Origin of the sequence: Xylophilus sp. GOD-11R (assembly GCF_033546935.1) — a bacterium.
GTDB lineage: Bacteria > Pseudomonadota > Gammaproteobacteria > Burkholderiales > Burkholderiaceae_C > Xylophilus.
Genome location: NZ_CP137854.1, coordinates 2,469,831 through 2,493,360, shown reverse-complemented (window position 1 = coordinate 2,493,360; position 23,530 = coordinate 2,469,831). Strand labels below are relative to the sequence as shown.

The window sequence follows — 23,530 nt, the reverse complement described above, 5'->3', positions numbered from 1 at the left end:
TCTATCTCCTCAGCACCAGCCAGCCGAAGGCGGTGAGCGACAGGATGCTGTAGATGATGCCCGGCGCCGCCGCCGTGAGCCAGGGCAGCCAGTTCTGCAGGTTGCCGATGTAGCCGAAGACGTTGTTGAGCAAGAAGAAGCTGATGCCCGCCATGACACCGCCAAACACATAGGTGGCGATGCCGCCCGACCGGAAGTGCAGGTAGGCGAAGGGCAGGGCGAGCACGACCATCACCAGGCAGGACAGCGGATAGAACACCTTGCGCCAGAACTCGATCTCGTAGCGCTGGGCCGACTGCCCGTTGGCATCGAGGTGGCGGATGTACTGGAACAGGTCGAGCGTGGGCATCTTGTCGGGCTGCAACACGGCGGCGGCGACCATCTCGGTGCTGATGCGGGTCGGCCAGACCATCGAATCCTTCACCTGTCGCTCCACCCGCGCCCGCTCCAGGCCCCGGGTGTGGAACTCGCTGCGCTGCACGCCCTGCAGCGTCCAGGCGGCGCCTGGGCCGAAGATGGCGCCTTCGGCCTGCGTCATGGCGAGCGTGAAGCCGCGATCGTCGAAGGCGAAGATGCGCACGCCCTTCATGCGACCGTCGGAGGACAGCGACTGCACGTTCACCGCGAAGGCGTCGTTGCCCTGGCGCTCACGCAGCCAGGCGCCGGTCTGGCCGGTGGTGAGGTCGCCCTGGAAACGCGCCTTGACCAATTGCGCCGCGCGTTCGCTGTAGGGCGATACGTAGTCGCCCACCGCGAAGGTCAGCACCGCGAAGGCCATGCCCAGCGTCAGCAGCATCTGCAACGCCCGCCAGGGCCCGAGGCCGCTGGTGCGCAGGATGGTGTATTCGGAGCTCTGCGCCAGGCGAGCCATCACGAAGATGGTGCCGATCAGCACGGTGATCGGCAGCAGTTCGTAGAGGTGGCCGGGAATCGACAGCGCCACGAAGCCGAGCGCCTGGGTGACCTGGTAGCCCGAATTGCTGCGACCGACCCAGCGCAACTCGTCCACCAGGTCGAAGAAGAAGAAGAGCGCCAGGAAGCCCAGCGTGACGAACGCGACGGCCGTGACGACGTCTGTGTAGAGATAGCGGCGGATGGTCTTCAAGCGGCGCCCCCGGCTGCCTGCGCCGTGGGCGCGCGCGGTTTGAGCATGGAGCGCCACGACCACTGCGCATGGCGCTTGGCCAGCAGCAGCATGCACGCGACGAACACGCCACCGTGCAACACCAACAGCAGCCCGGGCATATTGAGCCGGCCGGTGAGGATCCAGCCTTGGCCGAGATTGAGCATGTTGTAGTAGAGGATGAAAGCGAACAGCGCGAACACCAGGTTGCCGCTGCGGCCCGCGCGCGGATTGACGCTGGCCATCGCCAGCGCCATCACCACGAAGTTGAACGCGGCCAGCGCCAGACCGATGCGCCAGCCGAGTTCGGCGCGGTTCATGGGGCTGGGATCGGTGATCAGTTGCAGGGTGGACCTGGCCCGTACCGGCGTCTCGTCCCGGGCGGCCTGGGCACCGCTGCCCAGGCGGTTGCCGAGTTCGCGGAAGTCGCTGATCTTCAGGCCCGGCTTGCCGGTATTGCTCTCGAGCCGCTGGCCGTCGTTGAGCACGGCGAAGCGGTCTTCTCCGATGGTGGCCAGGCGGCCGCTGCGCGCCGAGGTCACGACCTCCTGGCCCAGGTTGTTGGCGGCGATGAAGACGTTGTTGGCGGTGGAGGCATCAGGCGTTTCCTTGTCGATGAAGAACACCCGGTTGCCGCGCGCGGACTCCTGGAACTGGCCCGGCGCCACACGCTCGATGTCGCCCCGGCGTTCGTAGCGGTCCTTGAGTTCCTGGATGCGGCCGTTGGCCCAGGGCCATACGCCCAGCGACAGCACCACCACGGCGGCCAGCACCGGCCAGGAGAAGCGCAGCAGCGGCCGCAGCAGCGAGCCGAGCCCGCGTCCGGCCGACATCCAGATGACCATCTCGCTGTCGCGATACATGCGCGAGAGCGTCCCGACGATGGAGATGAACAGGCTCAGGGCCAGGATGGTGGGCAGTTGCGACAGCACGGTGAAGCCCATCACCAACAGCACGTCGGAAGGGTTGACGCTGCCCTTGGCGGCTTGCCCCAGCACGCGGATCAGCATGATCGTCATGACGACGGTCGCCAGCACGACCAGGGTGGCCCCGAAGCTCCGGGCCAGCTCCTTGCGTACGGAGGAATGGAATAACATCGGTTCGACAATCGTGAACGAACCGCGGATTATGGACTTCCAACTCAAGACACTCGATACCGCGAGGGCGGCCACCGAGAAGGCCGACGCACTCGTCGTGCTGGTCCCCGAATCTTTCTCCTCCGACGCATCGGACCCGCTCTCCACCGCCGTCGCGGCGGCCCGCAAGGCGGGTGATCTGGAAAGCAAGGCGGGCAAGCTGCTGAGCCTCTATCGCCCCGCCGGCATCGCCGCACCGCGGGTGCTCCTGGCCGGCGCCGGCGACGGCAGCGCGGGTGCAGTGCGCCAGGCGGTCACGGCCGCGGTTTCCGGCCTGAAGGCGCTCACGAGCGTGCGCCGTATCGTGGTCGTGCTGCCCGCCGGCCTGTCCGATGCCCCCGCCGCCGTGCGCGCCGCCGTCAACGCCGCTGCCGACGCGAGCTATGTCTTCACCACCACCAAACCCAAGGCCGATGCACGCCGCATCGAGCGGGTGACGGTGGGCGTGGCCGATACCGCCCCGGTGCGCGAGGCTTTCGCCCACGCTAGTGCGCAGGTCGTGGGTGTGGAGTTCGCTAAGGAATGGGGCAATCGCCCGTCCAACCACGCCACGCCGACCCTGCTGGCCGACGCGGCCCGTACGCTGGGCAAGCTGCCACGCATCAAGGTCGAGGTGCTCGGTCCGCGCGAAGTGGCCAAGCTCGGCATGGGCTCCTTCATGGCCGTGGCGCAGGGCTCCGAGCAGGAATTGCGCTTCATCGTGCTGCGCTACGACGGCGCGTCCAAAGGCGAGGCGCCGGTGGTGCTGGTCGGCAAGGGCATCACCTTCGACACCGGCGGCATCTCCATCAAGCCGGCCGGCGAGATGGACGAAATGAAGTTCGACATGTGTGGCGCGGCCAGCGTGCTCGGCACCTTCCGTGCCTTGGCCGAGTTGCAGCCGGCGATCAACGTGGTGGGCCTCATTCCCGCTGCCGAGAACATGCCCGACGGCCGGGCGCTCAAGCCCGGCGACGTGGTCACCAGCATGAGTGGCCAGACCATCGAGGTGCTTAACACCGACGCCGAAGGCCGCCTGGTGCTGTGCGACGCACTCACCTACGCCGAGCGATTCGAACCGCGCGCCGTGGTCGACATCGCCACTCTCACCGGCGCCTGCGTGGTGGCGCTGGGCGCCGTGCGCAGCGGGCTCTTCTCGTCGGACGACGCCCTGGCCGCATCGCTGCAGGCCGCCGGCGACACGGCCATGGACCTTTGCTGGCGCATGCCGCTCGACGACGACTATGCCGACGGGCTCAAGACCAATTTTGCCGACGTCGCCAACGTGGCCGGGCGGGCCGGCGGCGCGGTGACCGCCGCCAAGTTCCTGCAGCGCTTCGCGCGCAAGTACCCGTGGGCACATCTGGACATCGCCGGCAGCGCGTGGAAGGGCGGTGCGGCCAAGGGCTCCACCGGACGTCCGGTCGGCCTGCTGCTGCAGTACGTGGTGTCGCAAGTGGGTCAGCCGGTCAAGCCGGTGCCTGCGAAGAAGGTGGCGCGCAAGGCGCCCGCCAAGGTGGCCAAGCCCGTCGTGGCCGCCAAGTCGGCACGCAATCCGGCCACCTGAGCTCGCTGCTTCACGCATGACCGAGGTCGCCTTTCATTTCAATGCGCCCGACAAGGTGGCCTACGCCTGCCGGCTGCTGCGCAAGGCCCTGGGCAGCGGTGCGCGCATGGTGGTCTTGGGCAGCGACGAGACGCTCGGCCTGCTCGACCGCAGCCTCTGGAGCATGGCGCCGCACGAGTTCCTGGCGCACTGCAGGGGCGACGCGCCGGCGTTCGTGCTCGCGGCTTCGCCCGTGGTGCTGTCGAGTTCCCCGCAAGGCATGCCGCACCAGCAGGTGCTGGTGAACCTGGGCGACGAGATTCCGTCCGGCTTCGGCACTTACGAGCGCCTGATCGAAGTCGTCGGCCGCGACGATGCCGACGACCGCCAGCGCGCCCGCACGCGCTGGAAACACTATGCCGACCGTGGCTACGCCATCACGCGCCACGACCTCGCCCTGCGCTCCTGACCCGCTTGCCCGCATGTCACCCGAGCTGCCCCGGTTCATCCCGACCCTGACCGAAGTGGTCGAGCCGAGGTCGGCACGGCATGAACCGGCTCCCGGGCGGAATCCCGAGCCACCTTCGGCTTCGCTCCTGGCGCCGCAAGCCCAGGCTCCGGCCGCCGAAGACGCGTTCGCCGAACAGATCGCCCACCGCGTGCTGCAACGCGTCGACGCCGGAGTCGAAGATGAGCTTTCCGAAGCGATCCGGCTCGTGGTCGCCCGGCAGGTCGAGGCGATGCTGCCCGCCTTGCGCGAGCAGATCGTCGCGACGGTACAGCGTTCGGTCGCCAACGCGTTGGCGGCGGAATTCGCCGCGTCTCCCGGGGACCGCTCCGCGCCTTGAGCAACGGGGCGCGCCCTGTTTTCATGGGCGGAACGTCGTGCTAGTGTTGTCCGGCTCGGTTTTTGCGTTCAACGCTTTGGGCCGCATCCGGGCGGTTCCACACTATTGCAACTGGAGATGTTCATGCAGATGAAAGTGATCGTGATTGCCGCCGCAGCAGCCGTGGCGTGCAGTCAGGTGATGGCACAGGACGTGCAGGTGATCCGCATCGGACACGTCGCACCGATGTCGGGCGCGCAGGCTCATTTCGGACGCGACAACGAAAACGGTGTGCTGATGGCCATCGACGACCTGAACGCCCAGAACATCGTCATCAACGGCAAGAAGATCAAGTGGGAAATGGTCGGCGAGGACGACGCCGCCGACCCGAAACAGGGCACGGCCGTTGCACAAAAGCTGTGCGACGCCAAGGTGGCCGGCGTGGTCGGTCACCTGAACTCGGGCACCACCATTCCCGCGTCCAAGGTCTACAACGACTGCGGCATTCCGCACGTGACCGGTGCCGCCACCAACCCGGCGCTGATGAAGCCCGGCTACAACACCACTTTCCGCATCATCGCCAACGACAACGCGCTGGGCGCCGGCCTGGCGTTCTATGCGGCCGACGCGCTAAAGCTCAAGAAGTTCGCGATCATCGACGACCGCACCGCCTACGGGCAGGGCGTGGCCGAAGTGTTCAAGAAGACTGCGGCCGCCAAGGGCGTGCAGATCGTCGACGAGCAATACACCACCGACAAGGCCACCGACTTCATGGCCATCCTGACCGCGGTCAAGGCCAAGGCGCCGGACGGCATCTTCTACGGGGGCATGAACTCGCAAGCCGGACCGATGCTGCGCCAGATGGAGCAGCTGGGAATGGGCAATGTGCGCATGTTCGGCGGCGACGGCATCTGCACCGCCGAAATGTCCAAGCTTTCGGGCAATGCCAAGGCGCTCGACAACGTGGTCTGCGCCGAAGGTGGCGCCTCGCTGGTGAAGATGCCGGGCGGCGAAGCCTGGAAGAAGCGCTACGACGCCAAGTATCCAAACCAGTACCAGATCTACAGCCCGTACACCTACGATGCGACCATGGTGCTGGCAGACGCGATGAAGCGTGCCAACTCCTGGAACCCCAAGGTGTACATCCCGGCGCTGCTGCAGACCAACTACAAGGGCGTGACCGCGAACATCGCGTTCGAGCCCAACGGCGAGCTGAAGAATCCGGCGATGACGCTCTACATCTTCAAGGATGGCAAGCGAGTTCCGCTGAGCTGACGCAAATAACAGAAAACCTGGCCGAATGGCCGGGTTTTCTGTTTTCGGAGCCGCCTGAATGGTCCGAAACGCCCTATAGGCAGCGATCCCGGGGCCGACGGGCGACGTCGGCGTGGTCCCACAGCCATGCCCGGCATGGGCCGAAGCCTTGTGTACAGGGTGGGGGAACAGCATGACTCATCACTCGATGGAGCCACAGTCATGCCAATCAAGATTTTTTCTGCAGGCGCAACACGCGCTCACCGCGCCAATGACGCGCTGACCGCCGGTGCGCATCTGCTGCACCACGTCATCTCGTTTCACTTCAAGGCGCACCCACGATTTCTGGAGGCCGCCGCCTTCGCGTGGCCGTCGGCCTCGTGGCGGTTCAATCGTTGAGGCGAGATGCGGCGAGTTGAATGCATTTGGTCCGCCCGGAGGGAATCGAACCCCCATGGTCGCTTTAGAAGAGCGATGTCCTATCCGTTGAACGACGGGCGGAACCCGACATTTTAGCGGTTGCCAAGGCAGGGATCATCAAACCACCACGACGTTCCTTCGCCGAACCGACCACACGCCCGGTCGCACCATGTCGACGGGTTGTCGGCCTGCCAGGGTATCTATCACCTGTTGGGCGCACTGGCTGGCCATGGCGTACAGCGCCTCCTGAGACGAGCCCGCCACATGAGGGGTCAACACCACGTTTTCCAGTGACGCCAGACGGCTGGTTGCGGCGAAAGGTTCGGTGTCGAACACATCGAGACCGGCGCCGAATAGCCGGCCCTGCGTCAGGGCGTCAACCAGTGCGTCTTCATCGATCAAACCTCCACGGGAGGTGTTGATGACGATGGCACGCGGTTTCATGCGGGCGATGCCCGCCGAATCAAGCGTGCGACGGTTTTCCGGTTTCATCGACCGGTGCAGGGACACCACATCGGCCTGCTCCAGCAGTTCATCGAGCGAATCGACCGCGTGGCCGCAGGACAGCTGGATGAGTTCGTGCTCGGCCTTTGGCGACCACACCAGCACCCGCATGCCCAGACCCTTCGACGCCATCTCGCAGAGCATCTGTCCACTGCGGCCGAAGCCGACGATGCCGAGCGTCTGACCGTACAGCGACATCATCGGCCGCTGGTATTTGAAACCCCAGTGACCTCGCCTGGTGGCGGCATCGGCGACAACCGCCTGCCGCGCGGTCGCGAACATGAGCATCAGAGCATGCTCCGCTACCGAGCGCGCGTTGGCGCCGGGTGTGTGCGTCACTGGAATGCCGTGTTCGCTCGCATGCGCGACGTCGATGCGGTCGGTGCCGGTGCCATGGTTCGCAATGATCAACAGGCGTGCGCCGCTATCGATCTCGGCCGCCGACAAGCCGTCCCGCACGATGACCGCATCGGCGTCGGGCAGGGCGTCTTCGAGAGCCGCCGCGTTCCTGGGTTCGATCACCGTGCAGCCGGCCGAGCGCAGGACCTCGGCGCCGATGGGGTGGATTGGCTGCGCGATCACGCATGTGGCGTTCATGTCATTTCCAAACCAGAGCAAAACCAGAAAAACGGCACCGTCTCTTCGGCAGTCCGAAGCACGGGAGATGCCGGTAAGACCATGCCGTTCAGACAGCTGGAGCGGATTCGCTCCAGTCACGAAACCAGGCGAGTGCGACAGCTTCCGGCTCATCATGCTCCATCGCATCGATCTGCAGCGGCTCGCCGATGCGCTCGGCCCCCAGGTCCTGCAGGGCCGCGTCGAATTGCGCCGCGCCGCCGCCGAAGGTGCTGCCATAACTGCTGTCGCCCAGGGACACCAGGCCATAGCGCAGCCCGCCGAGATAGCGCGGGGCGTCCTGGAGGTCCTGGTAGAGCGCCACGGCATCCGGGGGAACGTTGCCGGAGCCGGTGCTGGCGATGCACAGCAGCAGCGTGGTGCCGCCCGGTTCGAAGACGGCGGATGTCGCGTCGTGCATGTCCTGCACATCGATCGGCGCGGTCCACAGGCCATCGGCGTCGAGTGCCACGGCCTCGGCGACCAAACGCGCGTTGCCGGACACGGTGGCGTACAAAATTCTCAGTGGCATGCAGGTCGGTAAGGCTGAAAAGTGGAAGATTTGCGAAGACTCGCAAAGGTGGGTCGTGGCATCGCGTCGGGAGCCCTCCGCGTTCAGGTTAGAATGCGGAAGTCGGAGCGTAGCGCAGCCTGGTAGCGCATCTGCTTTGGGAGCAGAGGGTCGCGAGTTCGAATCCCGCCGCTCCGACCATTTGGCATCATCCCCGAGGTGCTGTTGTGACAAACCCCGGTTCTTCTGGAACACGGGGTTTTTTGCATTCAGGGCTGTCCGTAAACGGCAGCGGTGAGCGCATTCAGCCCGGGCGCAGCACCGGAACTTCGAAATTCGGTCGGCAACCATGTAGGAGTTCGCCTATTTCCACAGATCGATCCCCCTTTCTAGCGATTTCCCATATTGCAAAAGTAGCAAAAAGTTAACCAGAATGGTCGCGCGATCTGCTGGTTATCGGGATCGTCCGATACCGGCCGTTATGCAAGGGAGTTTGCATGAGCCGTATTACCGAGCGAACAACATTCTTCGGCACCGCATACCTGCACGGCGCGGGCGGGAGTGAAAAACCGTTTGCCTTCAAAGGCAGCTACAGCAAGCCTCGCCGGGACCGACAGGGATGCATCCGTTTCGGCTGGACCGCGACCGTGGTCGGTGTCGACCGCCAGCCGCAGCCACGCACCACGATTCTCGACAACGCGTCTGGCGACACCGGCAACGAAGTCGGCAGCGAGGTGGTGGAGGGACGCATCCGGCGCTCCATCGAGGAGCACTTGTCGTTCTTCGCCTCGCCACCGCGCGGTAAACTTTGCTAAGCATTTGATTTGCGAAAAATTCGGCCGCCGTCCCTGGTGGCTCGCGGGTTCTTTCGCCGGTCATCGTTTCGTTTCTCTTCAGCCACCGGCGGACCGACGGGTCTTCTCGCCGGTGTCGCCACTTTCCCGACAGGTTCGTCCCCTTGATCGCTGACTCTCCCGCACCGGCGTCGCCGGACACTTTCGATCGCCTGGGTTTACCTCCGCAGGTGCTGGCCAATCTGGCATCGCTTGGCTATCGCACCATGACGGCTATCCAGGCCGCCAGCCTGCCGCCCGCCTTGCTGGGCAAGGACCTGATCGCACAAGCCAGCACCGGCAGCGGCAAGACGGCCGCCTTCGGCCTAGCGCTGCTCGCCAACCTCAATGTACGGCGCTTCGCGGTGCAGTCGCTGGTGCTGTGCCCCACGCGCGAGCTCGCCGACCAGGTCACCACCGAAATCAGGCGACTCGCCCGTGCCGAGGAGAACATCAAGGTCGTCACCTTGTGCGGTGGTGTGGCGATGCGCGGTCAGATCGCGAGCCTCGAGCACGGCGCCCACGTGGTGGTCGGCACGCCCGGCCGCATCCTCGATCACCTCGACCGCGAAACGCTCGATCTTTCGGCGCTCAACACCCTGGTGCTCGACGAAGCCGATCGCATGCTCGACATGGGCTTCGTCGAGGACATCGGCAAGGTCGTTTCGCGTTGCCCGAAGGCGCGACAGACGCTGCTGTTTTCCGCCACCTATCCGGAAGGCATCGCCCAGATCGCCGCGCGCTTCATGCGTGAACCACAGCGTATCGAGGTCGCCTCGCAGCATGCGCCGACGCGCATCCGGCAACTCTGGTACGAGGTGCGCGACAGCGAACGGCTGCATGCGGTGTCCCTGCTCATCGATCACTTCCGGCCGCAGAGCACGCTGGCGTTCTGCAATACCAAGCAGCAATGTCGCGACCTGGCGGCGGTGCTGCGGGCGGGTGGCGTCTCAGCGCTTGCCCTGCATGGCGATCTGGAACAACGCGATCGCGACCAGGTGCTGGTGCAGTTCGCCAACCGCAGCTGTTCGGTACTGGTGGCGACCGACGTCGCGGCGCGCGGGCTGGATCTGGCCAACCTCGAAGCCGTGATCAACGTCGACACCACGCCGGACGCCGAGGTGCACATCCACCGCATCGGCCGCACCGGCCGGCAAGGGCAGGGCGACGAGCCCGGGCTGGCGCTCAACCTGGCAAGCCTGGACGAGATGGGCGCGGTAGGCCGCATCGAGCAGCTGCAGGGCCGTGAATCGGACTGGCACCCGCTGTCCGAGTTGACGCCGGCGGGCGGTGCGCCCCTGCAGGCACCCATGGCAACCTTGCAGCTCATCGGCGGTCGCAAGGAAAAGATCCGGGCCGGCGACATCCTGGGTGCGCTGACTGGCGACTGCGGCTACGCCAAGGAGCAAGTCGGTCGCATCAACGTCAACGAGTTTTCCACTTATGTCGCGGTGGACCGCGCCATTGCCGCCGAGGCGCTGCGCCGGCTGTCGGCTGGGAAGGTAAAGGGGCGCAGTGTGAAGGTTCGCCTGCTCGATGGAGAAGAAAGCTGACACTGCAGGCGCCGGCCGCGCCCCTATGCTGACCGTCCGAATGACTTCAGCGCACACGAACGCATGAAAACCGCCGTCGATATTGCCGAAGATTTCGTCGAGATCATTTTTGCGAGCCTGCTTCGCAGTCCTGCGGTGCAAGAGGCGGTACCCGATGGAAGCCGAACACGCCCGCGGCGCCACGTCATCGACAGCGCGGGCTTCGACACCGACGGCAGCCTGATGTTCGATGGCGCGTTCGATTTCCATTACGGCACCGACGGTGACGAGGCCGGCCATCCGGCGCTCCGTGCCCATGTGCAGGGCTTGCTGACCCAAGGCGCGGACGACGACTGGGCCGTGCAGAGCCTGCAGGTGGAAAGCCTGGAAAAGGTCGATGCCGCCACCGGCCCCGACGAGCTAGGCGCCTGACACGCGGGCCGTGCGGCGGCTTTTGCGCCACGCACGCACCATCAGCACGGCAACGCCGAGCAGCAGCGCCGCGGTGATGGCCACCGACAGCAGGCCGAGCAGGAAAGTCACCGCCACCGTCAGTACCGCCGACCCCAGCGCGAGCGGCAGCCGCCACCAAAACGCCTGGTGGCCGCGCCGCGAACGCATTACCGCCATGCCCGCCACCGCACCGAGCGCCAGGCTGCCCAGCCATGCCAGCAGCATGGCGGTCGATACTTCCAGCCGAGTCAGGTCCTGCTGCCAGCGTGGAAAAAGCAGGTAGTTCACCGCGGATCGCACCAGACCGCCGGCCACGGGCATTTCCCGCGGGCCACCGGTGTCGCGCCAGCGGACATCGCCGTCCGGCCCCATGAAGCCGTCCATGCGCTCGATCGTGTCGAGCAGCCAGCCGCGCTCGATCATGCGGTCGGCGATCATCGCGACCACCTTGCGGTTGCCCGAGAAGACGATGCCCAGGTATTCGTACTCGGGCCTCACGGCCCAGCGGCCGTCGCGGTCGATCAGGCCTTCCTGGCCGTCCAGGCGCATTGCCGCAAAACCGGCCGGGCCGAAACCGCAGCCGCCGACCAGGAAATTGAGCTTGGGCTCGAACTGCGGTGCCATCACCACCTTGCCGCTCGTGTCCATGAAGCCGGCGCGACCCTCGATTTTCCACCAGGCCGCAGGATAGGGATCGTCGCCTGCACGGCCGAACCAGCGCTGGCGCCATCGGCCCAGCCAGCCGAGTTCGATGCGGCCCTGCGGCACGAAACAGGCGCGCCCTTGACTGAAGGGGTAGAGCAGGCCGTCGAACCACGGTATGACCGCATGGCCCGTGGCGTCGATGGCCGCCGAACGGTTTCCGTCGGTGACCACGCCCAGTCCTTCGCTGAACGAGCGCGCCGAGGTGAAGCGCGGCGGCACGCGCCACTGGCCTCGCCGGTCGATGTAGCCCATGGGCGAACCCGCTTCGGCGCGTGCGGGAAACAGCGCGGAGCCGGATCCGACGAAGTCGAAGGTCTGCGCCACGACCGGCGGCGCATCGCTGCCATCGGACCGGCAGAGGCCCCAGAGCGCGGTCTTGCGGCTCTGGCAGGGCTCGATCGCGAATTCGGATTGCTGGTTCTGGGCGCGTGCCACACCGCACGCCACAGTCAGGATAAAGAGGAGCGCCACCGATCGGCGCGCCAGGAAAATCGGCCGCATTGCCAGGTATGCCCCCGCGAAGCTGGAAGAGCGGAAGTCTAACCAGCCGACCATGCCCGCACCGGCGGGCGCCTGGCCTCGATCAGCGTGCGGTCGCCAGCAGATTGCTTTCGGGTGCGTCGCGACCGCAGCAGTAGGCAAACAGCAGATCGAGCTCGGTGGTCTTGTCGAACACCGCATTGGCGGCGAGTTCTGCGCAGCGCGACCGGATCGCGGTATCGGCATGGCCGGTGAGAACGACCGCGCGCTGGTGCGGTTGCCGGTCTCGGCAATTGGCCAGTACGCCCAGGCCGTTGCCTTGCGCCAGCGTGAGATCGATCACAGCGATGTCCCAGTCGAACGGATTGGCGCTGAGCCAGCGCGTGGCGTCGGGTTCGGTCGCGGCGGACGCCACGACTTTGCAATCCAGCGTTTCCTGCAGCATTTCCGTCAGGGCGTTACGGACGATGCGGTTGTCTTCGACGAGGAATATGTTGAGGGCCATGTGGTCTTCTCGAGTCTTGGTCTGCCGCCGGTTTGGACAATGGTCACGGGCACATCATGACCAAGCTTGAAGACACACGGGTTTCCATGTGTACGTTTGCATGGGGTTTCAGGTATCCATAGGCGATACGATTTCAGCCCGATCCGAGCAGGAGACCGTCATGCGCACCGTTTTTTCCCGTCAGGCCATGTCCACCCGGCCGACGGAGCATCCGACCGAATACCCGAGGGAGCCGCAAAAGTCGCCCAGCCCAAAACCGGGCGACGAAGCGCATATCCCCAAACCGAGCTGAGCCCGGCGTCGGGCTGGATTCAGCGAACGAGGATCTGGACCCGGCGGTTGCGCGGCTCGTCCACGTTGTCGCGGGTGGGCACGGCGAGCTCGCGCTCGCCGCGACCGGTCGCCTCGATCAGCGCAGGCGGAAAACCCCGCTGCAGGAACATTTCACGCACCTGGATCGCCCGGCGCATGGACAGCGCATCGTTGGCTTCCCCGCTGCTCGTGGTGTCGGTATGGCCGATGAGCACGATTTCGGCGCCACTGCGCGACAAGGTTTCGCGAATCACCCGCTGGATCGCCTGTTGCGATTCCGGCGTCAGCTGGGTCGTGCCGGTACGGAAATAAAGCACGAAGCTCGCCGGCGGTGGTGGCGCCGTGGTGAACAGGGGCGCGTAAGCCTCATGCACCTGTTCCGCCGGCGCGCTGCCGAGTGCCACCGGGCCAGCTCGGCCGACCGATGCGGTCTGGTAGGGCGCGTCCAGCCGTTCGGCCGTCGGGGCAGGGGCGCCAGCGGCGGCGGCTGTGTTGGGCCGCACGATCACGGCCGACGGCGTGCCGTCGGCCTGGGGCAGCAGGGTCACCTTGGTACCGCCGCGGGGTGGCTTGGCGGCGCAGGCGGCCAGCAAGAGCGCGCAGCCGAGCAGGGCAGCGCGTTCTGCGCCGCGCTGCATCCGGGAGTTCATGTGCCTTCTCCGGAAGGCTCTACTTCCACGATGAAGTCGGTGCCGCGGATGCCGATCAGCGCGGTCGGCGTCTCGACGCTGACCGAATCCGGACGGTTCTTGCGCAGCAGGCCACTCACCATGCGCATGGTGCCGCGCACCACACTCACGACCATGTTGCCCTGGTAACTGGTCGCGTCGAAACTGAATTCGCGCAGATCGGTGCGGCTGTTGGGGCCGACCACGATGAGCGTGCCGTCGCGCAGCACGACGCTGATCGAGCCGTCGGCGCCGGTGACGATGCTGTCGGCCGAGGCGATGCCGTCGCCCGGCGCGACCGGCCGTTCGGTCTTGCCATCCGACAGCTTCACCTGCCCGTTCACCAGCTTGACCGTGCCGGCGCGCACCGTCGCGACAGCGGCCGCAGGCTCTGCCGCTCGCGCGCCGGGTGCCACGGCGACAGCGGCGCCCAGCACGAGCAGGCTCAACAGGCGGACAGGACCGGCCGCATAAAGAGGTGAGGTTTTCTGGAGTAAGGCGCGTGACATTTGGTCAATTTAGATTGAAACCTGTGCCGAATACGCAAAGCACCCACAGACGGATTCACCTGGGTTGCGCGGAAACGACAAAGGTGTGAATTCGGGCCTGCACTACGATCCGCGCCTTCATGACCGCATCGATCCTCGTTCCGGCTCTGCTCAACGGCACCGCCTACGGCCTGCTGCTTTTCATGCTGAGTGCCGGCCTCACGCTCGTCTTCAGCCTGCTGGGCGTGCTCAATTTCGCGCACGCCAGCTTCTACATGCTGGGCGCGTATCTTGGTTACGCCATGGCGGGCGTCGCGGGGTTCTGGCCGGCGCTGCTTTTCGCGCCGCTCTGCGTCGGCCTGCTGGGCGCGGTCTTCGAACGCTTCTGCCTGCGCCGACTGTATGCACGCGGACCAGTGCCGGCCTTGCTGGCCACTTTCGGGCTGTCCTGGCTGGTGGTCGAGGCGGTGCAGCTTTTCTGGGGCCGGTCGTCGGTGGCCTATGAATTGCCGGCAGCCCTGCGCGGGGTAGCGTTCACGGTCTACGGCACGCCGTTCGCCGCGTCGCGGGTGCTGGTGATGGTCGTCGCGCTGTGCATGCTGCTGCTCGCCTGGCTGACGATTTCGCGCAGCCGCACCGGGCTGGTGGTGCGCGCCGCGTTGACGCATCCGCACATGGCACAGGCGCTGGGGCACGACGTGCCGACCGTCTTCAACCGGGTGTTCGCAGCCGGCGCGGCGCTGGCGGGGTTGGCGGGCGCGGTCGGTGGTGCGGTGTACGTCACCGAACCCGGCATGGCGACGGCCGTCGGCTCCATCGTCTTCGTGGTAGTGGTGGTCGGCGGCATGGGCTCACTGGCGGGAGCGTTCGTGGCGTCGCTGGCGATCGGGCTGCTGCAGAATCTGGCGATCGCCTTCGATGTGTCGTTCGCGGTGGTCTGGCGCTGGGCGGGGCTGGCGCCGGCCTGGCTCGACGGCCCGCTGGGGCGCGTGGGACTGGCGCAATGGGCGCCGCTGCTGCCATATCTGCTGATGGTGGCGGTGCTGCTGCTTCGCCCGCGCGGACTGATGGGAATCCGCGCCTGATGCGCGGCGCCGTCGCCGTCGCCGCTGGACTCGGCTGCTTCGCCATCGCGCTGGGCGTGCCGCTGGCGTCCGGCAGCGGCCTGGCGATTTCGATGCTCACCCAGATGGCCTGGCTCTCGATCGTGCTGCTGGCCAACAACCTGCTGCTCGGCCAGTGCGGCCTGCTCAGTTTCGGCCATGCGCTGCATGTGGGCGCCGGCGCGCTGGCGGGTGTCTACGCGATGCGATGGGGTGCGTCGGGCGCGTGGATGCCGGTACCGCTGATACCTCTGGTGGGCGGACTTGCGGCCCTGGCGATCGCGGTGCCGCTCGGCTTCGTGGCCACCCGCGCCGCGGGTACCGCCTTCGCGATGGTGACCTTGGCCCTGGGTGAACTGGCCGCGGGTGTCGCCCTGATGCTGCCGGAATGGTTCGGCGGCGAATCCGGCATGAGCGCCGATCGGGTTTACGGCCGCTGGCTGGGCCTGGACTTCGCCAGCCCGGGCCAGGTCTACGCGCTGGCCTTGGTCTACGCATTCGCCTGCGGCTGGCTGCTGTTCGCGCTGCAGGCGACGGCACTGGGGCGGTTGTTCAACGCGGTGCGCGACAACGCCGCCCGGGCCGCGTTTCTGGGCCACGATCCCCGCCGCTTGCGGCATCTGGCCTACTGCATATCGGCATTTTTCGCCGGCATCGGCGGCGCACTCGGGGCGCTGCAGTTCGAGATCGTCGGCACCGCGGACGCCGTAGGGCTGGCGCGCTCGGGAAGCTATCTGCTCTTTACCTACCTCGGCGGCAGCGGGTTTTTTCTGGGACCGGTGCTCGGCAGCGTGATGATGGTCTTCACCACCACGCTCATCGCCCAGTGGTCGAGTGCCTGGCCGCTTTACCTGGGCTCGATCTTCCTGCTGACGGTGATGTTCGCGCCGGGCGGGCTGGCCGGACTGCTCTCGGCGGCGCCCGTCATTCGGCGCGCGCTGGGTTGGCGTCGAACGCTGGCGGGAGTCGCCGGCCTTGCTTTGCTCGCTGGCGCATTCGTTGCGGCGGTCGAGCTGGGTTATCGCCTGCGCGGGCAGGGCGAGTCCTGGATGGCGGCAGGCCGCGCGATAGATCCGTCGGCGCCGGCCGCGTGGATCGCGGTCGTGGTCGCCGCGTCTTCGGGCGTGGGCATTCTGGTGGCGCTGCGCCGCCGATCGTGAAGGACCGATCCCCCATGGCTTTTGCACTGGAACTGCGATGCATCGAAAAGTCGTTCGGCGCCACCGCCGTGCTGCGAGGGGTGGATCTTGCGGTGCAGACCGGCGAATTCGTCGCCTTGATCGGCCCGAACGGTGCCGGCAAGTCGAGCCTGTTCGACACCATCGGCGGCCGCTGGGCGCCCACGTCCGGCGAAGTGCTGTTGCACGGCAGAGCCGTCGGCGGGCTGGCGCCAAGGCGGCTGCGCCGGCGGGGTCTGTCGCGCAGCTTTCAGATCACCCAGCTCTTCGCCGAACTCGACGTGCGGGACCACCTGCGTTGTGCGCTGGCCGGCAGCGGCGCCACGCCGCTGCGCTGGCTGCGGCCTTTCGCGGGGCAGGCGGCCATCGAAGCCGAGACCGACCGGCTGCTCGATCTGCTGGAACTTCGGCACCGGGCGGCCAGCAAGGCGCCATTGCTGAGCTATGCGGAGCAGCGCCTGCTGGAGATCGGGCTGGCCTTTGCGGGCGCACCCGCGGTGGTGCTGCTCGACGAGCCCACCGCGGGCATGTCGCGTGAGGAAACGGCGCACTGCATCGCCACCATCCGCGCGCTGGCCCGGGGGCGCACCGTGGTCATGGTGGAGCACGACATGGAGGTGGTGTTCGGCCTGGCCGATCGCATCGCGGTACTGGTCGACGGCCGGATCCTGGCCATCGACACGCCGGATCAAATCCGCGCGCACGAGGCGGTGCGGGCCGCCTACACCGGCATGCTGCAGCCGGCAACCGACCATGCTTGAGGTGCACGAACTCGAAGCCGGCTACGGCGCCGGCCGCGTGCTGGAGGGGGTGTCGCTGCAGGTGCGGCGCGGTGAAATCGTCGCCCTGCTCGGACGCAACGGCGCCGGCCGCAGCACCTTGCTGCGTTGCCTGATGGGGCTGCTGCCCACCCGCGCCGGCCAGGTCACCTGGGGAGAGCACCGCCTCACCGGCCTGGCCACGCACCGCATCGCCCGGCTCGGTGTCGGCTACCTGCCGGAAAGCCGCGACATCTTTCCGCTGCTCACCGTGCGTCAAAACCTCGAACTGGGGTTGCAGCGGGGTCGTGCCGGCTGGACCGAGGCCGACGCCTTCGCCGCTTTCGGCTCGCTGGCATCGCGCGCGGACGTGCCCGGCGGCGCCTTGTCGGGCGGCGAGCAGCAGATGCTGGCCCTGTGCCGCATGCTGATGGCGCGCCCCGAGTTGCTGCTGCTCGACGAACCGACCGAAGGCCTGGCGCCGTCGATGGCAGCGCGGGTGGCCGAATGCCTGCGCGACGAGCGGCAAGCGGGCAGGGCGGTGCTGCTGGTGGAACAGAAGCAGGCGATATCGCTGGACATCGCCGACCGTGTGCTGGTCATGGGCCGGGGCCGCATCGTCTTCGAGGGAACGCCGGCCGCGCTGCGGCGCGATGCGGCGGTGCAGCAGACCTGGCTGCAGGTCTGATCGGCAGCACATACGCGTGGCGACCGATGCCGCGGGAGATGCACGGTGTGCCGCACGACTGGTTTCAACTGTCGCCGGGCGTGCGGAGCGGCCTATCATCCTGGCTGTTTCCATCCGACGACGAACGCACCCATGGCATCCCCCTCCACGATCGCACGCATAGAACGCCTGGTCTGGGTATTGATCTACGGCGGCCTGCTCTGCCTGATCCTGGGCATCGCCATCCGCGATGCGCGTGCCGGCAGCGGCATCGCCATGATGGTGCTGGGCGGCATCGTGGCCGCCGTCGGCGTGGTGCTCATCTTCGTGCGAGCGCGATTGCGCGAAGACCGCTGATTCTTCACAACTCCCTCATCGCCCGCCCCATGCCGACCGAACAAGAGAACATCGAGAACTGGCGAAAGATCGCCATCCCCTTCGTGCAGCACCTGGGCATCGACATCGCCCGCATGGCCGAGGGCCGCTGCGAGTTGCGCCTGGATGTGCGGCCCGAGCACCTCAACTCCTTCGGTGTGCTGCACGGCGGCGCCATCATGACGCTGCTCGACGTTTCCCTGGCTGGCGCTGCCCGCAGCGTCCAGCCGGACATGGGTGTGGTCACCATCGAGATGAAAACCACCTTCATGCAGCCGGCCCGCGGCCCGGTGAGCGGCCACGGCCGGTTGATGCACCGCACCGGGCGTATGGCCTTCGTCGAAGGCACGCTCGAGGACGCCGAAGGCCGCGTATGCGCGCATGCCACCGGCACTTTCAAGTACATGCCCCGGGCCGAATCCACGCCCACCGACTGAATTTACCTGCGCCGCCGCACGAAGCGCGGCGCCTGTCATCCGTTCGCCTGGAGCGTCACCCATGCCCGACCTGATCCTGCACCACTATCCCAGCTCGCCCTTCTCGGAAAAGATCCGTCTTGCGCTCGGCTTCAAGCAGCTCGCCTGGCATTCGGTGACCATCCCGCGCATCGCGCCCAAGCCCGATGTGCTGGCGCTGACCGGTGGCTACCGCCGCACGCCGCTGCTGCAGATCGGCGCGGATATCTACTGCGACACTGCGCTCATCTGCGACGTGCTGGAGCACCGGCAGCCGGCGCCCACGCTGTATCCGGAGCCGGAAAAAGGCCTGGGCCGGGTGCTGGCGCAATGGGCCGACAGCACGCTCTTCTGGGCGGCGATGGCCTGGAATTTTCAGCCGCGCGGCCGGGCACAGCTTTTCGATCAGGCAAGCGCACAGGAGCGCGAGGCTTTTGCCCGGGACCGAGCCGCGATGTCCGCCACGGGCATGACGCGGCTGCGACCCGAAGACGCCGCCAGCGCCTACAAGTCGTATCTGCGGCGCCTATCGGACATGCTCGACGACCGCCCCTACCTGCTGGGTGAGGCGCCCTGCATCGCCGATCTGTCCGCTTATCACCCCCTGTGGTTCACCCGCACCCGGGTTCCGGCGGTGGCCGACATCCTCGACTTCACGCCGGCGGTGCTCGACTGGATGAACCGCATGGCGCTCATCGGCCACGGCGAATCCACGCCGATGGACGCGGCCGACGCCATCGCGCTGGCCGCGGGCTCCACGCCGGCACCGCTGCCGGACGAGGTCTTCCAGGACGACCACGGCCTGCCGCTGGGCGCGCGGGTGACGGTGGCGGCCGAGACCTTCGGCTTGGAGCAGACCGAAGGCGTCCTGGTGGCCGCGACCCGCATGCACATCACCCTGCGCCGTGAGGACGACCGGGCCGGCACGGTCCACGTGCACTTTCCGCGCATTGGTTATGTGCTGAAGGCGGCCGAGTAATCCCGACGTATTTCCGTTTTTTTCGGGCAAGGGTGTCTGGCCGGCCGGTCAAGGAACGGCATCGGTCGGCGCTTGCGGGTCGGTCTTGCCGACGGCGGCCTGCCGGGACTCCAGGGCGGCGGCGGCGGCATCGTTGAGCGCATTGCCGGCCCGCCGTGGTTTGGTGAGCGGCGTGGCCGTCCAGCGGTTGCCGCGCACCAGATCCAGTCCCTGGCTGATGCCGCCGGCCATCTGCAATTGCAGCCGTTCGGCATCGCGGCGGCGCACGTCTTCGGCCACCTCGGCGATGTCGTCTTCGCTCACGCCGAGCTGGCGCAGTGCCTCGCTGCCGAAGGCCATGGCCGATTCGAAGGTCTCGCGCATCTGCCAATGCACACCGGCGCGTATCAGCTCGATGGCGTGCTGCCGGTCGTAGGCGCGTGCGAGCACCGGCACCAGGGGAAACGACTTGCGCGCCTGTTCCACGATGCGGTTGGCCGCTTCCTTGTCGTTCACGCAGACCAGCAACGCTTGCGCATGCACCGTGCCGGCTGCGCGCAGCACGTCCATGCGGGTGCCGTCGCCATAGTAGGCGTGAAAGCCGAACCGGCTGGCGGTGCGGATCATGTCGGTGTCCTGCTCGATGATGGTCACGTCCACGCCGCGCGCCAGCAGCGTCTGGCAGGCGATCTGGCCGAAGCGGCCGAAGCCGATCACCACCACGTTGCCGGCCGTTTCCTCGCCGGCGCGGGCGGCGTCGATGATGCTTTTCACGCCGTCCATGTCCTGCGGCGGCCGGGCCGGCAGCAGCCAGCGCAACGACAGCACCACCAGCGGCGTGAGCGCCATCGACAAAATGACCGCGGCGGTGAGCAGGGCGTTGACGTGGTCCTCGATCAGCCCGGTGCCGGCCGCCGCGCCGTACAGCACGAAGGCGAACTCGCCGCCCTGGGTCATCAGCGCGGCCCGCTCCAGGGCCTCGGGATGGCGGGCGCGCATCAGGCGGGCGATGGCATAGACACCCGCCGACTTGATCGCCATCGCCGCCACCACCCCGCCGAGCAGCACCAGCCAGTCGGCGCGCATCAGGGCCAGGTCGAGCGACATGCCCACGCCCATGAAGAACAGGCCCAGCAGCAGGCCGCGGAAGGGTTCGACGTCGGCCTCCAGTTGATGCCGGAAGGTGGACTCCGACAGCATCACCCCTGCTGCGAACGCGCCGAGGGCCATCGACAGCCCACCCCATTGCATCGCCAGTGCCGCGCCCAGCACCACCAGCAGGGCCGCCGCGCCCATCACCTCGCGGGCGCGCGCCTTCGACAGGATGCGGAACAGCGGATTGAGCAGGAAGCGGCTCACCGCCACCAGGGCGACCAGCGTGGCGACCGCGATGCCGACCTTCACCCAGCGCGAAACACCGTCGTCCACCGCCGCGGTGGGCGCCAGGGCGGCCACCACGGCCAGCAGCGGCACGATGGCCAGGTCTTCGAGCAGCAGCACCGACACGATGCGCTGGCCGCGCTTGGTCGACGTTTCACCGCGCTCGTCGAGCATCTGCATGACGATGGCGGTGGACGAGAGCACGAAGCCCATCGAGGCGACGAAGGACACCGCCGGTGAGAAACCGGCCAGCACGCCGGCGGCGGTGAGCAGGCCGCCGCACAAGAGCACCTGCAGCAGGCCGAGGCCAAAGATCTCGCGCCGCAGGCTCCACAGCCGGCGCGGCTGCATCTCCAGCCCGATCACGAAGAGGAACATCACCACGCCGAACTCGGCCAGGCCCAGCACCGCCTCCGGATCGGCGAACACCGCGAAGCCCGACGGCCCGATCGCCAGCCCCGCCGCCAGATAGCCGAGTACCGAGCCCAGGCCGAGCCGCTTGAACAGCGGCACGGCGATCACGCCTGCCGCCAAAACCACCACCGCCTTTACCAACTCACTGCCGTGCTCGACCATCGCCTTGTTCCTTTATTTGGGTGCCGAAGGTACACGGACCCGCTATCGCGCGTGATGCCTCAATAGTCGTCGCCGCTCTGACGGCCAATCGTATGTAGTCCATAAGATTGTTGTAACCACCCGTCGCCGACCGCATGATAGAAGCCTGGACGCGCTTCCAATCACGCCATTCACTCACGATTCGCTACCGCGCAACGCACGCTTTTGCCGGATTCCTGGACACCACAATGCCGAATCACAGTTCGAGGCTGTTGAACAATTTTTTCGGTACCGATGAAATGCGTCGGATCTTTTCCGACCAGGCGCGGGTCACGCATTTCCTTCAGGTCGCGCTGGCCCTGGCCAAGACCGAGGCGGCGATGGGCATCATTCCCGCGCAGGCCTACGAGGAAATCGCGCGCCGCTCCAAGGGCATGACGGTCAACTGGGAGCGGTTGCGCCAGGCGGTCGAAGCCGCCCGCCATCCGGGCCTGCCGTTTCTCGACCAGCTCGCCGAAGCGTGCGGCAGCGCGGCCGAGTACCTGCACTGGGGCTCCACCAACCTCGACGTCACCGACACCGCCTTCATCCTGCAGTTGCGCGAAGGCCTGAACGTGGTCGAGCGCGACGCGCTGCAGGTGCGGACGATTCTGCTGACCATGGCCGAAGACCACCGCTCGACGGTGATGATCGCCCGCACCGAGGGCATGCACGACCGGCCGACCACCTTCGGCTTTCGCTGCGCGGTCTGGATGACCGAACTCGACCGGCAGCTCGAACGCCTGGTGTCGGTACGCACCAACCTCACCGCCGGGCCTTTCGGCGGATCCACCGGCACGCTGGCCGCCTTGGGCGCGCGTGGGCTGGAACTTCAGGCATCGCTGATGGCCGAGCTCGGGCTGCTGGCCTCGCCGATCTCCTGGTTCTCGGCGCGCGACCGCATCACCGAGGTCTGCCTGGCGCTGGCCATGATGTCGTCGACCATGGCCAACATCGCCCGCGCCATCGTTTCGCTCACCGGCAACGAGATCGACGAACTGCGCGAGCCGGCCCCGCCCGGCCGGGCGGCCATGGGCAGCATCTACCACGGCGCCAATGCAGTCGGCTGCGAACTGGTGTTGACCCATGCGCGCATGGCGGCCCAGAACGTGGCGGTGGCCATGGAGTCGATGGGACATGACCGCGACCACGACAGCCTGGGCCACTTCAAGACGCTGGTGATGCCGCAGAGCTTCATGCTGGCGCACGCGGCCGTCAGCCAGATGGCGATGATCCTGCAAGGCCTGGAGATTCATCCCGCGCGCATGCGGCAGAACATCGACGTGACCCGTGGTCTGGTGATGGCCGAGAGCGTGATGATGGCGCTGGCCCGCAAGACCGGTCGGCGCTCGGCCCACCGGCTCATTCTGCGGGCCTGCGAAAGCGCGGTACAGGGCTCGCTGTCGCTGCGCGAAGCGCTGCTGCAGCGGCGTGAAATCACCACCTTGCTGTCGACCGACGAGATCGACGAAGCGCTCGATCCGGCGGGCTTTCTGGGCTGCGGGCCGCAGATCGTCGAACGCATGATCGCCGCGGCCCGCGCGCCCCAGCCACGCCATCGCTTCGCGGTGCATTGAGGCGCAGCCGCCGGCTCAGGCGTTCCAGGCGCGCCAGTGGCGGCGCCACGAGCGCCAGCGACGGCGCAGCGCCACGCCCGGATGTCGCGCCGCCCGCCAGAGAGGATGGGCACGCACCGTCTGCAGCACGCTGTCCTTCCAGTATTTCCATCGCAGGTAGCAGCGCGCGAACAGCGGAATGCGCATCAGCGATGGCTGCGTGAGCTGAAAGATCCGCGCCACCAGCGCGGTGCCGGCCAGCTTGGCAACGGCCAGCAGCAGCAGGCCGGTCGCCATATGGCCTTCGGCGAACAGCCACAAGGCGCCGAGCTTGACCGGCAACAGCAGCAGCACCGGCACCATGAAGCTCGCCAGCGCCGCCCAGGGGGGCAGGGCGCGAATGCGCCGCTCCAGCCCCGCCCACATCGGAAGCGCGGCCAGGCGCGCGACGCCCGCGGCCAGTGGCACCCAGCCCCATTCCTCGAACAGCAACACCGGCACCATCAGCCCGACCAGCAGGGCGCGCAGCAGCCGCTTCGGCCAGGAACGTGGGCGTGGAGAAGGCATGTCAAACATCCTAACCACCCACACCCGCATGCCGGGTTACCGGACATG

General features: G+C 67.1%; 26 protein-coding genes and 2 tRNA genes. 17 read left to right on the top strand and 11 right to left on the bottom strand.

The window, feature by feature from the left end:
- Position 1 precedes the first annotated feature (1 nt).
- The gene (gene lptG / locus R9X41_RS11765; RefSeq protein ID WP_318635051.1) at positions 2 to 1,105 is read right to left on the bottom strand and encodes an LPS export ABC transporter permease LptG; all 1,104 of its coding nucleotides are present in this window, start codon (positions 1,103 to 1,105) and stop codon (positions 2 to 4) included.
- The gene (gene lptF, locus R9X41_RS11760; RefSeq protein WP_318635050.1) at positions 1,102 to 2,220 is read right to left on the bottom strand and encodes an LPS export ABC transporter permease LptF; all 1,119 of its coding nucleotides are present in this window, start codon (positions 2,218 to 2,220) and stop codon (positions 1,102 to 1,104) included. Before lptF ends, lptG begins: the two co-directional genes overlap by 4 nt.
- A 31-nt stretch (positions 2,221 to 2,251) precedes the next feature.
- On the opposite strand from lptF, the gene R9X41_RS11755 reads away from it, so the two are divergent.
- The 5 genes from R9X41_RS11755 (at position 2,252) to R9X41_RS11735 (ending at position 6,264) form a co-directional block, all read left to right on the top strand.
- Positions 2,252 to 3,805, top strand: coding sequence for a leucyl aminopeptidase (locus R9X41_RS11755; protein ID WP_318635049.1), 1,554 nt, complete (start codon positions 2,252 to 2,254; stop codon positions 3,803 to 3,805).
- A gap of 16 nt (positions 3,806 to 3,821) precedes the next feature.
- Positions 3,822 to 4,253 carry a DNA polymerase III subunit chi gene (locus tag R9X41_RS11750; protein WP_318635048.1) on the top strand — a complete coding sequence of 144 codons (432 nt, stop codon included), beginning with the start codon at positions 3,822 to 3,824 and terminating at the stop codon, positions 4,251 to 4,253.
- A 13-nt stretch (positions 4,254 to 4,266) separates the two neighbouring features.
- Complete coding sequence (locus tag R9X41_RS11745; RefSeq protein WP_318635047.1) at positions 4,267 to 4,632, top strand: hypothetical protein; 366 nt, start codon at positions 4,267 to 4,269, stop codon at positions 4,630 to 4,632.
- Positions 4,633 to 4,755: 123 nt separating this feature from the next.
- Positions 4,756 to 5,886, top strand: coding sequence for a branched-chain amino acid ABC transporter substrate-binding protein (locus R9X41_RS11740; protein ID WP_412556687.1), 1,131 nt, complete (start codon positions 4,756 to 4,758; stop codon positions 5,884 to 5,886).
- Between the two features lie 201 nt (positions 5,887 to 6,087).
- On the top strand, positions 6,088 to 6,264 hold the full coding sequence (locus R9X41_RS11735; RefSeq protein ID WP_318635046.1) for a hypothetical protein: 177 nt from the start codon (positions 6,088 to 6,090) through the stop codon (positions 6,262 to 6,264).
- A gap of 27 nt (positions 6,265 to 6,291) precedes the next feature.
- Here R9X41_RS11735 and R9X41_RS11730 read toward each other — a convergent pair.
- The 3 genes from R9X41_RS11730 to R9X41_RS11720 form a co-directional block, all read right to left on the bottom strand.
- A tRNA-Arg gene (locus tag R9X41_RS11730) sits at positions 6,292 to 6,366 on the bottom strand.
- Between the two features lie 36 nt (positions 6,367 to 6,402).
- Positions 6,403 to 7,386, bottom strand: a complete 984-nt coding sequence (locus R9X41_RS11725; protein ID WP_318635045.1) for a hydroxyacid dehydrogenase — start codon at positions 7,384 to 7,386, stop codon at positions 6,403 to 6,405.
- Between the two features lie 88 nt (positions 7,387 to 7,474).
- Positions 7,475 to 7,936 carry a flavodoxin domain-containing protein gene (locus R9X41_RS11720; protein ID WP_318635044.1) on the bottom strand — a complete coding sequence of 154 codons (462 nt, stop codon included), beginning with the start codon at positions 7,934 to 7,936 and terminating at the stop codon, positions 7,475 to 7,477.
- Positions 7,937 to 8,039: 103 nt separating this feature from the next.
- Between R9X41_RS11720 and R9X41_RS11715 the strand changes: the two genes are divergently transcribed.
- The 4 genes from R9X41_RS11715 to R9X41_RS11700 all read left to right on the top strand — a co-directional run bounded on the left by R9X41_RS11715 (position 8,040) and on the right by R9X41_RS11700 (position 10,712).
- A tRNA-Pro gene (locus tag R9X41_RS11715) sits at positions 8,040 to 8,116 on the top strand.
- Between the two features lie 296 nt (positions 8,117 to 8,412).
- Positions 8,413 to 8,730 (top strand): hypothetical protein, encoded by a 318-nt coding sequence (locus tag R9X41_RS11710; RefSeq protein ID WP_318635043.1) that lies wholly within the window; start codon positions 8,413 to 8,415, stop codon positions 8,728 to 8,730.
- A 146-nt stretch (positions 8,731 to 8,876) separates the two neighbouring features.
- Positions 8,877 to 10,301, top strand: coding sequence for an ATP-dependent RNA helicase DbpA (gene dbpA, locus R9X41_RS11705; protein WP_412556703.1), 1,425 nt, complete (start codon positions 8,877 to 8,879; stop codon positions 10,299 to 10,301).
- A gap of 63 nt (positions 10,302 to 10,364) precedes the next feature.
- Positions 10,365 to 10,712, top strand: coding sequence for a hypothetical protein (locus tag R9X41_RS11700; RefSeq protein WP_318635042.1), 348 nt, complete (start codon positions 10,365 to 10,367; stop codon positions 10,710 to 10,712).
- Here R9X41_RS11700 and R9X41_RS11695 read toward each other — a convergent pair.
- The 4 genes from R9X41_RS11695 to R9X41_RS11680 form a co-directional block, all read right to left on the bottom strand.
- Positions 10,701 to 11,873 carry a WG repeat-containing protein gene (locus R9X41_RS11695; RefSeq protein ID WP_318635041.1) on the bottom strand — a complete coding sequence of 391 codons (1,173 nt, stop codon included), beginning with the start codon at positions 11,871 to 11,873 and terminating at the stop codon, positions 10,701 to 10,703. The two genes, R9X41_RS11700 and R9X41_RS11695, sit on opposite strands and share 12 nt — an antisense overlap.
- Before the next feature lie 148 nt (positions 11,874 to 12,021).
- Positions 12,022 to 12,423, bottom strand: a complete 402-nt coding sequence (locus R9X41_RS11690; RefSeq protein WP_318635040.1) for a response regulator — start codon at positions 12,421 to 12,423, stop codon at positions 12,022 to 12,024.
- Between the two features lie 311 nt (positions 12,424 to 12,734).
- Positions 12,735 to 13,385 carry an OmpA family protein gene (locus tag R9X41_RS11685; protein ID WP_318635039.1) on the bottom strand — a complete coding sequence of 217 codons (651 nt, stop codon included), beginning with the start codon at positions 13,383 to 13,385 and terminating at the stop codon, positions 12,735 to 12,737.
- On the bottom strand, positions 13,382 to 13,852 hold the full coding sequence (locus tag R9X41_RS11680; RefSeq protein ID WP_318635038.1) for a FecR family protein: 471 nt from the start codon (positions 13,850 to 13,852) through the stop codon (positions 13,382 to 13,384). The genes R9X41_RS11685 and R9X41_RS11680 overlap by 4 nt, the downstream gene beginning before the upstream one ends.
- 179 nt (positions 13,853 to 14,031) lie before the next feature.
- Here R9X41_RS11680 and R9X41_RS11675 point away from each other — a divergent pair, with 179 nt between their 5' ends.
- From R9X41_RS11675 to R9X41_RS11645, 7 genes are all read left to right on the top strand, one after another.
- Positions 14,032 to 14,976, top strand: coding sequence for a branched-chain amino acid ABC transporter permease (locus R9X41_RS11675; RefSeq protein WP_318635037.1), 945 nt, complete (start codon positions 14,032 to 14,034; stop codon positions 14,974 to 14,976).
- Positions 14,976 to 16,154: a branched-chain amino acid ABC transporter permease gene (locus R9X41_RS11670; protein ID WP_318635036.1), complete on the top strand. Its 1,179-nt coding sequence runs from the start codon at positions 14,976 to 14,978 to the stop codon at positions 16,152 to 16,154. The genes R9X41_RS11675 and R9X41_RS11670 overlap by 1 nt, the downstream gene beginning before the upstream one ends.
- A gap of 14 nt (positions 16,155 to 16,168) precedes the next feature.
- Complete coding sequence (locus R9X41_RS11665) at positions 16,169 to 16,933, top strand: ABC transporter ATP-binding protein (protein ID WP_318635035.1); 765 nt, start codon at positions 16,169 to 16,171, stop codon at positions 16,931 to 16,933.
- Positions 16,926 to 17,618 (top strand): ABC transporter ATP-binding protein, encoded by a 693-nt coding sequence (locus tag R9X41_RS11660; protein ID WP_318635034.1) that lies wholly within the window; start codon positions 16,926 to 16,928, stop codon positions 17,616 to 17,618. The genes R9X41_RS11665 and R9X41_RS11660 overlap by 8 nt, the downstream gene beginning before the upstream one ends.
- Positions 17,619 to 17,750: 132 nt before the next feature.
- Positions 17,751 to 17,954 (top strand): hypothetical protein, encoded by a 204-nt coding sequence (locus tag R9X41_RS11655; RefSeq protein ID WP_318635033.1) that lies wholly within the window; start codon positions 17,751 to 17,753, stop codon positions 17,952 to 17,954.
- A 29-nt stretch (positions 17,955 to 17,983) separates the two neighbouring features.
- The gene (locus R9X41_RS11650; RefSeq protein WP_318635032.1) at positions 17,984 to 18,409 is read left to right on the top strand and encodes a PaaI family thioesterase; all 426 of its coding nucleotides are present in this window, start codon (positions 17,984 to 17,986) and stop codon (positions 18,407 to 18,409) included.
- A 61-nt stretch (positions 18,410 to 18,470) separates the two neighbouring features.
- Positions 18,471 to 19,406 carry a glutathione S-transferase family protein gene (locus R9X41_RS11645; protein ID WP_318635031.1) on the top strand — a complete coding sequence of 312 codons (936 nt, stop codon included), beginning with the start codon at positions 18,471 to 18,473 and terminating at the stop codon, positions 19,404 to 19,406.
- Between the two features lie 48 nt (positions 19,407 to 19,454).
- Here the strand turns inward: R9X41_RS11645 and R9X41_RS11640 are convergent, their stop codons facing one another.
- Positions 19,455 to 21,341, bottom strand: coding sequence for a monovalent cation:proton antiporter-2 (CPA2) family protein (locus tag R9X41_RS11640; protein WP_318635030.1), 1,887 nt, complete (start codon positions 21,339 to 21,341; stop codon positions 19,455 to 19,457).
- A gap of 278 nt (positions 21,342 to 21,619) precedes the next feature.
- Here R9X41_RS11640 and R9X41_RS11635 point away from each other — a divergent pair, with 278 nt between their 5' ends.
- Complete coding sequence (locus tag R9X41_RS11635; protein ID WP_318635029.1) at positions 21,620 to 22,936, top strand: class-II fumarase/aspartase family protein; 1,317 nt, start codon at positions 21,620 to 21,622, stop codon at positions 22,934 to 22,936.
- A gap of 15 nt (positions 22,937 to 22,951) precedes the next feature.
- On the opposite strand, the gene R9X41_RS11630 is transcribed toward R9X41_RS11635, so the two are convergent.
- On the bottom strand, positions 22,952 to 23,482 hold the full coding sequence (locus R9X41_RS11630; RefSeq protein WP_318635028.1) for a hypothetical protein: 531 nt from the start codon (positions 23,480 to 23,482) through the stop codon (positions 22,952 to 22,954).
- Positions 23,483 to 23,530 lie beyond the last annotated feature (48 nt).

Bases quoted from the DNA above. Each gene is read 5' to 3' on its own strand.
- R9X41_RS11660 (WP_318635034.1), top strand. From the start codon at position 16,926: ATGCTTGAGGTGCACGAACTCGAAGCCGGCTACGGCGCCGGCCGCGTG.
- R9X41_RS11650 (WP_318635032.1), top strand. From the start codon at position 17,984: ATGCCGACCGAACAAGAGAACATCGAGAACTGGCGAAAGATCGCCATC.
- R9X41_RS11690 (WP_318635040.1), bottom strand. From the start codon at position 12,423: ATGGCCCTCAACATATTCCTCGTCGAAGACAACCGCATCGTCCGTAAC.
- lptF (WP_318635050.1), bottom strand. From the start codon at position 2,220: ATGTTATTCCATTCCTCCGTACGCAAGGAGCTGGCCCGGAGCTTCGGG.
- R9X41_RS11640 (WP_318635030.1), bottom strand. From the start codon at position 21,341: ATGGTCGAGCACGGCAGTGAGTTGGTAAAGGCGGTGGTGGTTTTGGCG.
- R9X41_RS11720 (WP_318635044.1), bottom strand. From the start codon at position 7,936: ATGCCACTGAGAATTTTGTACGCCACCGTGTCCGGCAACGCGCGTTTG.
- R9X41_RS11635 (WP_318635029.1), top strand. From the start codon at position 21,620: ATGCGTCGGATCTTTTCCGACCAGGCGCGGGTCACGCATTTCCTTCAG.
- R9X41_RS11745 (WP_318635047.1), top strand. From the start codon at position 4,267: ATGTCACCCGAGCTGCCCCGGTTCATCCCGACCCTGACCGAAGTGGTC.
- R9X41_RS11645 (WP_318635031.1), top strand. From the start codon at position 18,471: ATGCCCGACCTGATCCTGCACCACTATCCCAGCTCGCCCTTCTCGGAA.
- R9X41_RS11685 (WP_318635039.1), bottom strand. From the start codon at position 13,385: ATGAACTCCCGGATGCAGCGCGGCGCAGAACGCGCTGCCCTGCTCGGC.
- R9X41_RS11630 (WP_318635028.1), bottom strand. From the start codon at position 23,482: ATGCCTTCTCCACGCCCACGTTCCTGGCCGAAGCGGCTGCTGCGCGCC.
- R9X41_RS11740 (WP_412556687.1), top strand. From the start codon at position 4,756: ATGCAGATGAAAGTGATCGTGATTGCCGCCGCAGCAGCCGTGGCGTGC.
- R9X41_RS11755 (WP_318635049.1), top strand. From the start codon at position 2,252: ATGGACTTCCAACTCAAGACACTCGATACCGCGAGGGCGGCCACCGAG.
- R9X41_RS11725 (WP_318635045.1), bottom strand. From the start codon at position 7,386: ATGAACGCCACATGCGTGATCGCGCAGCCAATCCACCCCATCGGCGCC.
- R9X41_RS11675 (WP_318635037.1), top strand. From the start codon at position 14,032: ATGACCGCATCGATCCTCGTTCCGGCTCTGCTCAACGGCACCGCCTAC.
- R9X41_RS11700 (WP_318635042.1), top strand. From the start codon at position 10,365: ATGAAAACCGCCGTCGATATTGCCGAAGATTTCGTCGAGATCATTTTT.
- R9X41_RS11710 (WP_318635043.1), top strand. From the start codon at position 8,413: ATGAGCCGTATTACCGAGCGAACAACATTCTTCGGCACCGCATACCTG.
- R9X41_RS11735 (WP_318635046.1), top strand. From the start codon at position 6,088: ATGCCAATCAAGATTTTTTCTGCAGGCGCAACACGCGCTCACCGCGCC.
- R9X41_RS11655 (WP_318635033.1), top strand. From the start codon at position 17,751: ATGGCATCCCCCTCCACGATCGCACGCATAGAACGCCTGGTCTGGGTA.
- R9X41_RS11750 (WP_318635048.1), top strand. From the start codon at position 3,822: ATGACCGAGGTCGCCTTTCATTTCAATGCGCCCGACAAGGTGGCCTAC.
- R9X41_RS11665 (WP_318635035.1), top strand. From the start codon at position 16,169: ATGGCTTTTGCACTGGAACTGCGATGCATCGAAAAGTCGTTCGGCGCC.
- R9X41_RS11670 (WP_318635036.1), top strand. From the start codon at position 14,976: ATGCGCGGCGCCGTCGCCGTCGCCGCTGGACTCGGCTGCTTCGCCATC.